The 14,465-nt window shown below is 50.6% G+C and carries 13 protein-coding genes; 9 read left to right on the forward strand and 4 right to left on the reverse strand.

Going from position 1 to position 14,465, the window contains the following annotated elements:
• Nucleotides 1–281: 281 nt before the first annotated feature.
• The 4 genes from ADH66_RS07830 (at nt 282) to ADH66_RS07845 (ending at nt 5,524) form a co-directional block, all read left to right on the forward strand.
• Nucleotides 282–1,835 (forward strand): recombinase family protein, encoded by a 1,554-nt coding sequence (locus tag ADH66_RS07830; protein WP_066541560.1) that lies wholly within the window; start codon nt 282–284, stop codon nt 1,833–1,835.
• The gene (locus tag ADH66_RS07835) at nt 1,832–2,758 is read left to right on the forward strand and encodes a recombinase family protein (protein ID WP_066533759.1); all 927 of its coding nucleotides are present in this window, start codon (nt 1,832–1,834) and stop codon (nt 2,756–2,758) included. The genes ADH66_RS07830 and ADH66_RS07835 overlap by 4 nt, the downstream gene beginning before the upstream one ends.
• Complete coding sequence (locus tag ADH66_RS07840; RefSeq protein WP_066533755.1) at nt 2,691–4,334, forward strand: recombinase family protein; 1,644 nt, start codon at nt 2,691–2,693, stop codon at nt 4,332–4,334. Before ADH66_RS07835 ends, ADH66_RS07840 begins: the two co-directional genes overlap by 68 nt.
• Nucleotides 4,335–4,642: 308 nt before the next feature.
• Nucleotides 4,643–5,524 (forward strand): recombinase family protein, encoded by an 882-nt coding sequence (locus ADH66_RS07845; RefSeq protein WP_066533753.1) that lies wholly within the window; start codon nt 4,643–4,645, stop codon nt 5,522–5,524.
• A gap of 94 nt (nt 5,525–5,618) precedes the next feature.
• Here the strand turns inward: ADH66_RS07845 and ADH66_RS07850 are convergent.
• The 4 genes from ADH66_RS07850 to ADH66_RS21320 form a co-directional block, all read right to left on the reverse strand.
• A protein-coding gene (locus ADH66_RS07850) for an IS5 family transposase (RefSeq protein ID WP_088364400.1) occupies nt 5,619–6,415 on the reverse strand; the annotation gives its coding sequence in 2 pieces (ribosomal slippage) (nt 5,619–6,025 and nt 6,025–6,415; 798 coding nt in all).
• A gap of 22 nt (nt 6,416–6,437) precedes the next feature.
• Complete coding sequence (locus tag ADH66_RS20975; RefSeq protein WP_236757241.1) at nt 6,438–6,602, reverse strand: zinc-ribbon domain-containing protein; 165 nt, start codon at nt 6,600–6,602, stop codon at nt 6,438–6,440.
• Nucleotides 6,603–6,696: 94 nt separating this feature from the next.
• A complete protein-coding gene (locus tag ADH66_RS20605) occupies nt 6,697–6,915 on the reverse strand; it encodes a hypothetical protein (protein WP_207653053.1) in 219 nt (72 codons plus the stop codon).
• A 289-nt stretch (nt 6,916–7,204) separates the two neighbouring features.
• A complete protein-coding gene (locus tag ADH66_RS21320; RefSeq protein WP_257789569.1) occupies nt 7,205–7,486 on the reverse strand; it encodes a tyrosine-type recombinase/integrase in 282 nt (93 codons plus the stop codon).
• 183 nt (nt 7,487–7,669) lie between these two features.
• Between ADH66_RS21320 and ADH66_RS07865 the strand changes: the two genes are divergently transcribed.
• The 5 genes from ADH66_RS07865 (at nt 7,670) to ADH66_RS07885 (ending at nt 14,456) form a co-directional block, all read left to right on the forward strand.
• Nucleotides 7,670–9,409, forward strand: a complete 1,740-nt coding sequence (locus tag ADH66_RS07865; protein ID WP_207653054.1) for a type 2 periplasmic-binding domain-containing protein — start codon at nt 7,670–7,672, stop codon at nt 9,407–9,409.
• A 122-nt stretch (nt 9,410–9,531) separates the two neighbouring features.
• Nucleotides 9,532–10,386, forward strand: coding sequence for an ABC transporter permease (locus tag ADH66_RS07870; RefSeq protein ID WP_066541555.1), 855 nt, complete (start codon nt 9,532–9,534; stop codon nt 10,384–10,386).
• Nucleotides 10,387–10,400: 14 nt separating this feature from the next.
• Complete coding sequence (locus ADH66_RS07875) at nt 10,401–11,303, forward strand: carbohydrate ABC transporter permease (protein ID WP_066533742.1); 903 nt, start codon at nt 10,401–10,403, stop codon at nt 11,301–11,303.
• A gap of 24 nt (nt 11,304–11,327) precedes the next feature.
• The gene (locus ADH66_RS07880) at nt 11,328–12,725 is read left to right on the forward strand and encodes an MBL fold metallo-hydrolase (protein ID WP_066533740.1); all 1,398 of its coding nucleotides are present in this window, start codon (nt 11,328–11,330) and stop codon (nt 12,723–12,725) included.
• On the forward strand, nt 12,726–14,456 hold the full coding sequence (locus ADH66_RS07885; RefSeq protein ID WP_066533737.1) for a sensor histidine kinase: 1,731 nt from the start codon (nt 12,726–12,728) through the stop codon (nt 14,454–14,456).
• The last annotated feature ends 9 nt before the right edge of the window (nt 14,457–14,465 follow it).

Raw genomic sequence — 14,465 nt, forward strand, 5'->3', positions numbered from 1 at the left:
TTCCAATGAGGTTAAATGCATAGCCGGGAGGTGTGTTCCCTGTCCAGGGAAGTTGAGAACAAATATGGACAAGCAAAACGATTGATAGGATAACGTGGCCGTCCGTTTTGGGCGGCCACTTCATTATATAAAAGTTTAATTTGTCAGATCAGCGTTGCAGGATGGAGCAAAAAGATATGTCTGAAGTGAAAACTCTGGCCATTTTCGCTGGATGTATCTGAACTCTTGTGGTATTGTTGGTGGTGCCGAAAGGCAAAAATTTAAAGAAAGGGATGGTGCAAATGACTGTAACCGACATCAGCCGTGAACCGCAGAAACCTGAAATTATCCGGTTTGCAGCTTACTGCCGGGTATCCAGTAAGTCTGCCGACCAACTACACTCCTTTGCCGCTCAGATTCGCTACTACAAGGATTACGAGTGCAAGAATCCGCAATACAAGCTAGTGGACGTGTACGCTGACGAGGGCTTGAGCGGCACGGACATGAAAAAGCGCGATGAACAGAACCGGCTCATCCGTGACTGTAAGCTGGGAAAAATCGACCGGATAATCACAAAATCGGTATCGCGGTTCGCCCGGAACACGCAGGAGTTACTGGTGGCCCTGCGCACCCTCAAGGAGTTGGGCGTGAGCATCTACTTCGAGGAACAAGGCATCGACAGCGACAAGATGAACATGGAAATGCTGGTGACTTTCCCCGGCATGGCTGCCCAGCAAGAAAGCGTGAACATTTCCGACCACCTTCGAAGGAGTTATCAAATGCGCATGGAGTCCGGGGAGTTTAACTGTAATGCTCCTGCTTATGGCTTCGAGATAGTGGATGGTCAGATGGTTGTCAAAGAGGATGAGGCGGCTGTGATTCGCCGCATTTTTGACCTTTACCTGCAAGGCGTGGGAAAGCAAAACATTGCGAATATCCTCAATGCAGAAGGAGTTCCACGGCGATATGGACAGAAAAAATGGCACCACACTACGGTTGACTATGTGGTCAAAAACGAACGGTATATGGGCGATGCACTCCTGCAAAAGGAGTACACTACGGATACGGTGCCCTTCCGCAAAAAGCGCAATCATGGAGAAAAAGTTCAATACTACGTGGAAAACAGTAATCCCGCCATCGTCAGCCGGGAAGTTTTCCAAGCAGCACAAAGGTTGCAGGAATCCAGAATTACGACCACAAGTCGCGAAAACAACTCAATTTTGTCTGGTATCCTGCGCTGCCCCGACTGCGGGAGCACCTTCCGCCGACAGCTACTGCGCGGAACCATGTACTGGATGTGCAGTGATAAAGCAGCAGGTGCGACAAACTGCCAAAGCAGGCGTGTGCGAGAAAACGCCGTTTACGACACCTTCTGCTTGATGGTGGACAAGCTGGCCTCCCACCGGCAAGACCTGCTGGGCACGATTATCCATCAACTGGAGGTGATGCAGAATCGTGGCAGCGAAAACCAGGAGAGAATACGCCAGATTGACAAACAGATAGCGGATTTGAGCGCACAGAATCTGGTAGTTGCCCGGCTCCATACCAATGGAGTTCTGAACGCTACCGACTTTGCCGCACAATCCTCGGTAATCAGCAATAAAATCAACGCCCTGCGGCTCGACCGCAAAAAGGCATTAGCTGAAGATGAGGACGATGAGTTGATATACACGATGAAATCGTTGGATGATACCCTGGCAGGATACGTACCGGGCGCAGTTTTTAGCCAAGCCTTGTTCGAGAAAATCGTGCAGAGCATCACGGTTGTGGACAACTCAAAACTGAACTTTCATCTCATTGGCGGGCTGGCACTCACCGAGCAGATTCCAGAGAATGCGAGGTGTCGCACTGCATGAAAAAGAGGAATATTCCGTTCGGGTATCAGTATCAGAACGGCATGATAACTACCCATCCGCAAGAGGTTGCTGTGCTGAATCGCATTTTTAGTGAGTACCAAAAAGGCTTGTCTCTGCTGGATATCGCTAACCAACTGAACGATGAAAATATCGAGTACCAGCCCGGCGTTACCGGCTGGAACAAATCCCGCATCATGCGCCTGATCGAGGATGAGCGATACACCGGCAAGGACAATTTTCCAGCAATTATTGATAAGGGAACGCACCAGGCCATAGTCGAGATGAAAGCCCACAAGAACACCCAGCACGGTACCGACCGCAGCTCTGAAATTTTCCATATAGATGTGTCGGTGATTTGCCCGGTTTGCGGTTCCAAAATGAACCGTAGGCATGACAGCCGGTTCAAGAAGTGCCAGCAGCGATGGATATGTTCAAATGCGGAGTGCCACATGGCAATTTACAAGGCAGACAGCGACCTGCTGGATGATATAACTGTACTGCTAAACCGGGTGATTGTCAATCCTGGGTTGGTGCAAATTCCACTTGTAGACGAGTCCATAAGTGTGCAGACTCTAAAAGCTGGAAATGAGATTGCGCGGACATTAGACACGCTCGATTACGATAAAAACACCTTGAGAGAAAAGATGTTGGAATGTGTGTCCTTGAAATATACAGACATTGATTCCGCTCCATATATAGCCCATAGGTTGAAAGCGACTCTTGCCGATGCGGAGCCGCTTTCAGCTTTTTCACTGGCACTTTTTAAGAGGACAGTTCAGACCTTCCGCCTCGAAAAAGACGGCACAGTAAGTATCACCTTAATAAACAATCAAACCATCAGAAAGGAAGATGAAGATGCAACCAACGACAGCTACTCCGCAGAAAGTAGTGCGGAAAATCCCGGCGAAAATCAACATAGCTGAAGAAATCAAACAGGCCCACCGGCAGCTCCGGGTGGCGGCTTATTGCCGTGTTTCCACCGCCCAGGAGGAGCAGTTAAACAGCTATGACGTGCAGGTAAGGTACTACACCGAGAAGATCAGAAGCGAGCCGAAATGGGCCTTTGTGGGCATTTTTGCGGACAGGGGGCTTTCCGGCACAAGCACCAAAAAGCGTGACGAGTTCAACAAGATGATAAAGCAATGTCGGCGCGGTAAAATCGACATGATTATCACGAAGTCCATCAGCCGGTTTGCGAGAAATACGGCTGACGTGCTGAAGTATGTGCGAATGCTGAAAGAGATTGGCGTGGACATCTTCTTCGAGGAACAGAACATCCACAGCACCCAGCCTGGGGCTGAATTTTATATCACGATTTACGGCAGCATCGCCCAAAGCGAATCGGAGAATATCAGCGCCAACGTCATCTGGGGCAAAAATCAAAGTGCGAAAGAGGGCAAGGTTGCTTTCCACTACAAAAACTTCCTCGGCTACCGCAGGGGCGAAGATGGCAAGCCCGAAATTGACCCCGAAGAAGCTAAGACCGTCAAGCTGATTTATGAGCGGTTCCTGGCCGGGGACAGCATGAGAGGGATCGTGGAAATGCTGGATAATATGGACGTTCCCATCCCTGGCGGCCAAGGAAAATGGCACCGCTCCACGATATGCTCGATCCTGCAAAATGAACGATACAAAGGCGATGCAATTATCAATAAAACCTACGTTGTGGATTGCTTGAGCAAGAAAGTCAAACGTAACGATGGTAAGGCCAGGCCCATGTACTTTGTGGAGAACAATCATCCCGCCATCATCGATCCTGCCACCTTCGGTCGAGCACAGGAAGAACTGGCGCGGCGTACCGGGAAACGGAAGGTCAAGCAAAAGGGCACTAAGACAGAGCAGGGCCGGTATTCCAGCAAGTATGCTTTGACAGAACTGCTGGTCTGTGGCGAGTGTGGTACCCCCTACCGCCGATGCACCTGGACGGTCAAGGGAGAAAAGAAACCAGTCTGGCGTTGCATCAACCGGCTGGACTTCGGCAAGAAATACTGCCACCATTCGCCCACGATGGAGGAAGGTGTACTGCAAGAGGCTGTCATGGCGGCGATCATGCGTATGGCGAAACAGAGTGCCGATGTGCTGGGCACTTTGAAACTTCACATCGGCATGGGGCTGAAGAATGATGATGGTGAGAATAATAGATTGGATATCCAGATAAGGATAGCAGAAATCGATGCGGAATTCAAGGCCATGCTCCAGGCCATAGCTACCGATACAGTTGAGGAATTCGATGAGCAGAGGGCAACAGCGCTCATGGCTGAGAAAAATAGCCTGGAGCAACAATTGGCTCAATATGACAATGCACAGCAGGAAAAGGAGAATGCAGAGTCCCGGCTGGATGAGATTTTTACTATTCTGGATGGGCTGGAAAACCACCCCATGGAATATGATGACAGACTGGTACGGCAGGTGCTGGAATGTGTGGTGGTGGAGTTGAAGGAGAAGATTAAGGTGATTTTTGCGGGAGGTCTGGAAGTTGAGCAGACGATACCAGTTTGATGTGAGGGTTCAGATACGCATACAGATTTGGCAAAAATATCTTTTTCGTCGTGGGTTCACAAAAGGAGACAAAAGCAATTTAGAGGCTTTTGCCTCCTTTTTTATGCTCTAAAGTTCTATTGCAGAAACAAAAAAGCGTGGATAGCGTCATAATCCACGCTTTTTTTGTTCTCATCTGTAAGAAACACCTAATAATCCACTAATAATCATGTTCAACAGAAGAAAAAGCGAAATTAATTACACTAATTTGTATGTTCTACTTGAAAATGCTCGAGCAATCCACTACAATGTAAGAAAGGAAGATAATCGTGAAGTTGTCCTCGTTAGAATCAAAAATCTTTGGCAAGGTATGTTATGGCTTTCGGCGTGACAAGAACAAGCGGATAGAAATAGTTGAGCAGGATGCGGAAATCGTGCGGGAGATGTTTGACCTTTGTCTGGAAGGCAAGAGTCTGGAAAAAATTCAGGAGCACTTACACAAGCAAGGAGTTCCTTCTCCATCTGGAAGAACGGTGTGGAGCCGTGATGTGCTAAATAAACTATTAAACAACTATAAGTACACGTTTGGTATTATTGACCACGCCACGTACTTTGCTGTAGAGGAAATGAAATCTAGTCGGTGTAGAAATCCAAATCGGAATATTGAGGATGATGAAGAATGGAATGAACAAGTCAGTCTGAACTGTTCTGGGTCCATGCTACAGTATGAACTGGGCTACTCAAAGTTGTTATCAAAAAATAAACAGAAAGGAACAAATCTTACTATGGAATGGGATAAATATCTAGGTGCAATAGCTTCAGCGCTTGCTATCTTAGGCGCACTTTTTGCGTGGATTAAATGGCTGTTCCACATCAAAACAAATTCTGAGGATTTAAGGAACCTTGCTTATCATGGGAACATAAAGGATTACATTAACTGCCAATACACCATTGAAGGATGGAATGGGAAAAGAGGAAAAATAGATAGGTTACTGCCGAAACTGCTATTTAAAAACCGTCAAGTGGGTATGGTGCTTGTGCTAGGAGAAAGTGGAGTAGGAAAATCGTTTTTATGTGTTAAAGCCTATCACCGTCTCATTTTGCGAACTGTGTTAAAACAACATCGTTTGAAGTATTTCAATGCCAGTGAGTTGGAAAATTTTGATAAGCTGAGAAATGATCCAAATGCAAAAAAACGATACTATTTTTAGATGGCCTTGACGAATATCATGAGTTTTTAAAACCACATAACACGCGGGAAACAGAAGATTTGTATTATAATTTGTATGGAGCCTTAGAACCTGTTTAGCATCTATTTAAGAGCAGACGAATAAAGGCAAGAGAAAACATTTGAAAAGAGTTCTGTAATTTACGTTCGCAGTTTTTCCAGAGTCTCCGACATTTGTCGAGCCAGGCAAAAGAGCGCTCCACAATCCAGCGCTTTGGCAGGACAGCAAAAGTATGGAGCTCGTTGCGCTTAACGACCTCAACCTCCGCACCAGAAAGATCCTTGATTGAGTTTGCAAATGTTTCTCCGGTGTAGCCTCCATCTGCCATAATCTTTTTGAGCGCAGACAGATGGTCGGTTACATCACAATAATAATCAACCATATCAATTGCGCCGGTTCGATCTGTTACATTGGCGGTCGTCACCATAATTGCGTGGGGTAGCCCCAAAATGTCCACGCCAATATGTAGTTTTATCCCAGATACTTTTTCCCCGCGTCATAGCCCTTTTCTTCTGCGGTATCAGCATTTTGAATGCTTTTGGAATCGACAATTATCATTGTTGTTTGTGCCTTGCGTCCGTTTTTTTCCCGCTCTGCTTCCACCAGTTTGCGTAAAACCCTGTCAAGAACACTGACTCCATTTTCATCTGGATTTGACCATATGTCGTAATGATACCGCACATTTTGCCATTTAGGGAAATCATGTGGGATGGCTCGCCATGTGCATCCTTCTTTCAACAGATACAAAACTGCACAAAATATGTCATACAGGTCGTAGCTTCTGGGATGTGTTAGCTTTTTGACTCTGGACAATTCCTCGCGTATTTCTTCAAATTGTTTCCGACTGATGTCACTTGGATAGCTTTTCCTCACCTGTCTTCCCCCCTCATCCCCTCTATTTTATCACTGGACCGGATGGTTGGCTAGATACTAAACAGGTTCTTAGATAAAGATGATATTTTGTTTCTTTCATTACTACATCACCTTTTATTCGGACATAAACAACCGACTTCCACTCGTTGCCGCAAGTCTTACATTTCCACCATACATTTTTCGGGATTTCTCATTTATCATATCCGGCGTAAGCGGAGGATTTTTGTCCGACCACTCACGCACAAGCTCCGGGCGCATAGCCGATAAACTGTTACTCATAATCAAACCTCAACCTCCTTTGCAATTACATTGTATTGGAAATCAAAGAAAACTTGTAGTTTGCGACCGGATACACCGTACAACGCAAAAAAAGACCTTGAAAGGTGTTGTCCTCTCAAGGTCTTAAATACAAAATTATGCGATTTTTTCACCTCTGCACGAAATCCTGCACCATTTGATGTAAGTTTGATGTAAAGATGTAATTTTCGGCGTTCTGCCAAGTCCCGCAACCCGCATAAATAGGGACTTTTTAGCCTTTTTCGTTCGGTAAGGACTTCATCGTCGGGATGAAATCGGTCATATTGATATAGTCCCTCTATAACCTGATTTACTGTCCTATTTTCTCGATTCTCGAAAATGTCAATCTTCAATCAGGTCATACTATGAATCACTTTTACATCGTGTATGTGTACGATTTGATGTAAATGATGTATGCTCTTATGACTAACTTCTGATTTTATAAGAGAAGTCCTGACATTCCCGATACGGGAACATCAGGACTATATTATTTTACTCATTTTTGAAGTATAAGTCAAGACCTTCAAATTCGGAACGCTTGAGTTCCTTTGTCACATCGATGTAGATATTAAGCGTGGTGGAAATATCCTTGTGACCAAGAGTGTCCTGAATTACCTTCACATTCACTCCTGCTTCGCACATTCTTGTCCCAAAAGTGTGACGAAGTGCGTGAGAATTTATATAACTCAATCCTGCTGACTTTAATATTCGCTTGTGTAGCGTTACAGTGGAGTATGGGTGTTGCAATAGAGATGCACATATTTGCCCTAACACGCCATCTCTCAAACATAGCGTCGTGCTATATTCTGCCGTATAAACTTATATCGGTTTTGTGCACAATTTATGTCGGGTTTGTTTATTTTTTATCTCCTAGAGATATAGTATACTAAAACTACAGCCCACGGAGATAAAAAAACCGGCGGGACAACGAATGAAAGGTGATGTAAAATGAAAGGAATGAAAAAACTGGCAGCCCTGCTGATAGCGGCACTTCTGGCGCTTTCGGCGGCGGCATGCAGCGGCGGGGACGCTCCCGGCTCCTCGGAGGAGGAAAAGGGTTCCTCGGGCGAGACCTCGTCCGCCGTTTCCCCTTCGGAGCAGGACACGGCTGGCGACAGCCCCTTCGACGAGGACGGCAGGTATAAGGAGCCGGTGACCATTACCTACAGCAAGGTTATGTACCCCGGCGCGAAATTCCCGGCAGACCAGTCGCCGGAGCAGAACTACATCAACGATTTCCTCAAAGAGCGCTACAATATCGAGATGAAGCTGGCCTGGAGCGCGGAGGCTTCCGAATACAACAACAAGCTCTCCATCAATATCGCCTCCGGCGAGCTCTGCGACTTGATGTATGTGGACAAGTACCTCACCTTCCGGCAGATGGCCGAGAACGACCTTTTGGCCGACCTGACGGAGGTCTATCCTAAGTATCGGGGGGCTACCCTGGAGCTGGTGGACAACAGCTTTGAGAACAGGAACATTGAGGCGGTCACAGTGGAGGGCAAACAGCTGGCCATTCCCGGAAGCAACCTGGGCTATGCGCAGAATTTGCTGTGGATGCGCAAGGACTGGCTGGACGCTCTCGAACTGGAGGTGCCCAAGACCCTTGACGAGATCGCGGCGGCCCTGGAGGCCTTTGTAACCAGGGACCCGGACGGCAACGGACAGGATGATACTGTAGGCCTAGTGGTGCAGGCAACGAAGCCCGTGCTTGGCTACGCCAATAACTACGGCCTGGAGTCTGTGTTTAACGCCTTTGACGTGTTCCCCACGCAGTGGCTCAAGGACGAGGAGGGGAAGGTCTACTACGGCTCCACCGACCCCAAGATGAAGGAGGCCCTCACTCTCTTGGCCGACTGGTATCAGCGGGGGCTTATCGACAAGCAGTTCCCCACCCGCATTGGCTCCGGGGAGACGGAGGCTCTATGGACCTCGGGCACCGCGGGGGCTAAGTTCGGGGCCTGGTGGGCCATTGCCAACGACGCCCTGGCCAATACCCCCGATATTGAGTATGTGGCGATACCCGGCCCGGTGAACAGCAAGGGCGAGTTTAACTATATGACCGGCTCCCCCACAGAGAGCGTCTGTGTTGTGAGCAAGGACTGCGAGCACCCGGAGGCCGCCGTTATAGCCCTGGCAGCCAACAACGAGGTCGTTCGCGGCACGCAGGACCCGGAGGACGAGATAGCCTGCAAGTATGCCGCACAGAGTCTGGAAATGCGCAACAGCGGCGCTGTGGACGACGCGGGCGGCAGGAGCCTGAATGTCCTGGGGGCGCTCACCTTCGATTATTTCGACGTGGTACCAAAGTTGAGCGTCTGCGTTAAGGATAACGTGGAGAACGGCTCTTACACAGAATATCCCGGCATGACGGATTATGACAGGAGCCAGTGCGTCGCCGCCAAGAAGTTTGCCGACGGCGACAAGGACGAGATGGGCTTCTGGGCCTACTGGACCCGTTATGTGGGCGGCAACGTCACCAAGGAGGGCAGCCCGGTCTACCCCGCCTACTACTACGAGACAGAATCCTCCACCACATTAAAGGCTGCGCTGGACAAGCTGGAGGACGAGATGTACCTTCAGATAATAGTGGGCGACAAGCCGGTGGATTATTTCGACGAGTTTGTCAGCCAGTGGAAGGCTCTGGGCGGCGACACCCTGACCGCGGAAGTTCAGGCCATAGTCGACAAGGGGTAATATAAAAATTGCCTGCGGGGAGGGTGCGCCTGGGTTGCCGGGCGTGCCCTTGCCGTTTTGGCGGGCTTTTAAGGAGGTCTTACTTAGTGTATAATAAGAAAAATGCCAGATACTATCACGCCATGCTCCTGCCGGGAATGATATTTCTTGTGATATTCTCCATCGTTCCTATGTTCGGCATAGTCATGGCTTTTCAGAATTTTGTTCCGGCAAAGGGCATCTTCGGTTCAAAGTTCGTGGGACTGGCCCAGTTCCAGCGGTTGTTTATGCTTCCGGATTTCCGGCAGATCCTGGAGAACACCCTGATAATCGCCCTGTCAAAGATCCTTCTGGGCACACTGCTGGCGGTGGTGTTCGCGGTGCTGCTCAACGAGTGCAAAAACGTGCGGTATAAGCGGTTCATTCAAACGGCGGTGTATCTGCCGCACTTTCTTTCCTGGGTCATACTGGCGGTGATGTTCAGCAATATCTTCTCCTATACCGGCATAATCAACCAGATCATAATGGCCTTTGGCGGGGAGCCGGTGATGTTTATGATAAGCAACACCTGGTTTCGGCCCATTATCATTGGCACGGACGTCTGGAAGGAGTTTGGCTATAACGCGGTGATATATGTGGCGGCTATGACCAGCATTGACCCCACCCTCTATGAGGCCGCGGACATCGACGGCGCGGGCCGCTGGAAGAAGATCATGAATATCACCATACCGGGGATACTTCCCACTATAATACTCATGGGGACTTTAAGCATCGGCAATGTGCTCAATGCCGGGTTCGACCAGGTGTTCAATATGTATTCCCCCCTGGTCTACCGCACCGGGGACATTATCGACACTTATGTCTATAGGGAGGGCCTTGTGAATATACAGTACAGCTTCGCCACGGCGGTGGGGCTCTTCAAATCGGTAATAAGCTTCGGCCTGCTGGCCCTGGCGTATAAGCTTGCGGACAAGTTCTGCGGGTACAGGATATTCTAGGGAGGGGACTTAACATGAAGAAAAAAGAAACGCCGGAACGCCGGAAACCTGCGGCGGCAGACATAATTATCGGGGCGACCCTGCTGTTCTGCGGGCTCATATGCCTTGTGCCCATACTCAACACTGTGGCCATCTCCTTTAGCGATCGCACCAGCGCCGCTTTGGGGAAGGTCAGCTTCTTGCCGGTGAATTTCACCCTATCCTCGTATAAGGCCATGATGGAGGAGCGGCAGTTCGGGCAGTCCTTTATGATATCAGTGTTGAGAGTGATACTGGGCGGGTCCATAAATATGATACTCTCCATACTCATGGCGTATCCCCTGTCAAAGAGCCCCAGGGTGTTTAAGAGCAAGAAGTTTTATATGTGGTTCGTGGTGTTCACTATGATGTTCAACGGCGGCTTGGTGCCCACCTTCATGGTAATACGGCATCTGGGCTTAATGGACACCATATGGGCCCTGGTGCTCCCCACGGCGGTGCCGGTGTTCAATGTGATACTGCTGATGAACTTTTTTAAGAACATACCCGCTGCCCTGGAGGAGGCGGCCTATGTGGACGGAGCCAGTCCCTGGTATATCCTCTGGCATATTTTCGTGCCCCTTTCCAAGGCCTCGCTGGCCACAATAGCCCTGTTCGCGGTGGTGAACCACTGGAACAGCTTCTTTGACGGGAAGCTCTATATCAATTCCCTTTCAAAGCTGCCGCTACAGACATATATCCAGTCCCTCTCGGCCACCCTGGACCCGACGCAGATGGCAACCATGTCCCCGGAGGAGATAAAGGAGAAGTTGGCCATGTCCAGCCTGACGTTCAACTCGGCGAAGGTCGTGGTGTCTATGGTGCCCATACTGGTGATATATCCCTTCCTTCAAAAATATTTTGTAACAGGTATAGTGATGGGCGCCGTGAAAGAGTAAACTATAGAAACGGAGGATCATATTGTGAAAGCTAAAGAGTACAAAATAGGTAAGCTCAACTGCCGGTTCTGGAGCGGGGAGGCGGGACTGCCGCTGCTGGTGGTACTGGACGAGCCGGAGTATAGGGCCCGGCCCGAGATATTCCTCGACGAGAGATTCCAGGAGAGACACCCCTGTGCCCTGCTGTGGGTGCAGAGCGAAGAGGACCTGACGGAATGGGAGCAGGGGCGGGACCTTCGCACGCTCCTCTTTGAGCTGGAGCAGGAGACGGACGGGTGCAGAAGATATCTGGTGGGCGGAGCCGCTGCCTGGGCCATCGGTTCCCGCTTTCCCAGGCTCTTTGCCGGCGTTTTGGCTCTTGGAGGGCGGGGTGACCCTTATGCCGCCAGGAACATGAAGTTCACGCCTGTGTGGGCCTTTGGACAGGGTGAGCCGGAGGACAGGAAGGTGCCCGCAGCACCAAAGTACCTTGCCGCCGCCATACGCACCTGCGGGGGACAATGTGTGCGGTATACGAACGTGCCGGAGGGAGATGTCTGGTCAGCCTGTTTTGGTAATGATGCGGTGGTTGACTGGCTGTTCCGGCAGGACAGGAAAAACGCGTTCGAGGTGACTTACCTCTGCCCGGGATTGTTCCGCATTGACGATTATTTTACCTCGTCGGCGTATCTGGTCTGCGGCACCGAGAGGGCCTTGCTAATAGACACGGGCCTTGGCGAGGGTGATCTGCCCGCGCTTATAGAGAGCCTGACGCCCCTGCCGGTGGAGGTGGCTGTGACTCACCCACACGAGGACCATATGGCCCAGGCGCACTGCTTCCCCAAAACCTGGCTCCACCGGCGGGACATTGAGTCTATGGAAAGGAACAGGCGGCAGATGGAGGAGGTATTCGGCAGGACCCTGGCCCCCGCCCCGAAGGCCGAACAGTTTTGCCCCCTTGAGGACGGCACGGTGATAGACCTGGGCGGTGGAGTGCAGCTCGAGGCGGTGGAGCTTGGAGGGCATACGCCAAACTCTGTGGTGTTCATAGACCGGGCCCATAAGAGCATCTTCACAGGGGACGCCATTGGGTCAGGGTTCATTGTGCTGATGATTTGCGGCAGGAACGAGTGGCGGCAGGTTATATCCCATTATAAAGAGGAACTGGGGCGCTTTATGAAAAGACTCCCCGGCCTTGAGGACTTCGCCTGGTACGGAGGACATTTCCTTCAGGAGAACGGCTGCGACCTGGACCGGCAGGAGGATTATCTCAGCGGCCAGTCCTCGTATTATCTGCCTATCTCCGGGGGGATAATAAGGGATATGAAGGAGCTGTGTGAAAGGCTTCTCTCCGGGGAGATATCGGAGGAGAAGATACTCACGGAGCCCGGGCACTACTGTGAGCATAAAAGTGCCGGGATGATATTCAGGCTTACGGACTAGATGAAGCTGCTCAATATACGCCTGAAGCCAAAGTTCATGCTGGTGTTCTGCTCGCTTATGCTGTTCTCGGTGGTGACGGTGCTGGCTACGTCGGTGTATGTATTCCGCCAGTATGAGGAGGAGCTCTATAGGAACACCTCCCAGTTTCTCAACATGAGCATAGATTCCATCGAACAGGAGCTTTCCGCTGTGGACAAGACCAGCGCCTATGTGGTTACGGGAGATGTGGTGCAGGATATACTACGGGACCCGGGGCTTGACTTTTCCACCAGGGAGCCGGTCTATCCATTCGGGCGGGCCTATCTGTCATTGAACGACCTGCTTTTAAACCACTACGGCCGGCTTCCCTACGTGCTCTCTGCGGCGGTCTGCGTTAATGGGAAGAGCCTTGGCATAGGAGACGCTTATGCCATGGAGGCTGCGCTTATAGAGGAGCTCACTCTGGAGGCCTCAAAGGGCGGGGGCAGGCCGGTGCTCCATGAGAGCGGGGGCAGGCTCTTTTATGTGCGCAGCATTGTAAGCATGAGGGAGATGAATATGCGGCCCATAGGGCTTCTGGCGCTCCAGGTAGATTTGCAGAGGATCGTGTCCGACAGCCTTAAAAGCCGGGAAAACCTGAATTACCAGCCGGAGATCGTCATATTCTCAAAGAACGGCGGCCTGCTTTTCACCAGCTTCACCGAGGCAGGAGAGGAATTTCGGGTCCAGCCCGCCGAAAACGGATACCGGGTCTGCCGCCTGGAGGGACGGGACTACTTTGTCAGCTACGCGACCCACTCGGCCTTTGGCATGAGCTACGCCATGTACCTGCCCTTCGACTCAGTGGCCCGCTCCCTGCGGCTTTTGAGAACCATGACCTTTGTCGCGGCGGTGTTGGTCATGCTGGTGAATACCCTGTTCTGCTCAAAGCTTGTGTCCCAGATAATACAGCAGTTTAACGTGCTGGTCACTAAAATGCGCCTGTTCCAGGCGGGGCGCTATGAAGAGCTTGACAGGTATAGAAGCGACAACCGCAAAGACGAGGTGGGTTATCTCAACCGCTCCTTTGACAAGATGGCCGGGGACGTGAAAAGGCTGGTGGAGGAAAATTATCTGACAAAGATCGCCGTACAGGAGGCCCAGCTGAAATCTCTGCAAAACCAGATAGACCCCCACTTCCTGTTTAATATCCTGCAGACCATCAACTGGAAAGCGAAGACGGGCAAGCAGGAGGAGATATCCCATATTACCGAGGCCCTGGGAAAGATACTGCGTTACACTCTCTATAAAAAGGAGACTTTGGTGCCCCTGCGGGAGGAGTTGGAGATAGTTGAAGGATATGTCTCCATACAGAAGTACAGATACGGCGAGCGGCTCAGCGTGCTGATAGAGGCGCCAAAGAAATGGGGCGGGGCCATGATACCGCCGATGGCCCTGCAGAACCTGGCGGAAAACTCCATAAAGCACGCTCTGGAGAATATGCTGGAGCCCTGTGTGATAAGGATCGGCGCGGGGGAGAGCGGCGATGAGCTGCTGCTGTTTGTGGAGGACAACGGCCCGGGGATAGACGAAGATACACTTAAAAAACTGGAGAACCCGGCGGGGGCGGACGAGGGGATAGGCCTTATCAATATCCGAAAAAGGCTTTCGCTGCTGCTGGGAGAACGGTACACACTGCGGGTATATAACACCGGCCGGGGGACCCGCGCGGAGCTCCTGCTGCCGAAGCCCGGGGATGAGAAGTGGCGCTGAGAAAGGAGC

Source organism: Acutalibacter muris (assembly GCF_002201475.1).
Lineage (GTDB): Bacteria > Bacillota > Clostridia > Oscillospirales > Acutalibacteraceae > Acutalibacter > Acutalibacter muris.

Coding starts and splice junctions, on each gene's coding strand:
- ADH66_RS07840 (WP_066533755.1), top strand. CDS start 2,691: ATGCAACCAACGACAGCTACTCCGCAGAAAGTAGTGCGGAAAATCCCG.
- ADH66_RS07835 (WP_066533759.1), top strand. CDS start 1,832: ATGAAAAAGAGGAATATTCCGTTCGGGTATCAGTATCAGAACGGCATG.
- ADH66_RS07830 (WP_066541560.1), top strand. CDS start 282: ATGACTGTAACCGACATCAGCCGTGAACCGCAGAAACCTGAAATTATC.
- ADH66_RS07870 (WP_066541555.1), top strand. CDS start 9,532: ATGCTCCTGCCGGGAATGATATTTCTTGTGATATTCTCCATCGTTCCT.
- ADH66_RS07885 (WP_066533737.1), top strand. CDS start 12,726: ATGAAGCTGCTCAATATACGCCTGAAGCCAAAGTTCATGCTGGTGTTC.
- ADH66_RS07865 (WP_207653054.1), top strand. CDS start 7,670: ATGAAAAAACTGGCAGCCCTGCTGATAGCGGCACTTCTGGCGCTTTCG.
- ADH66_RS07875 (WP_066533742.1), top strand. CDS start 10,401: ATGAAGAAAAAAGAAACGCCGGAACGCCGGAAACCTGCGGCGGCAGAC.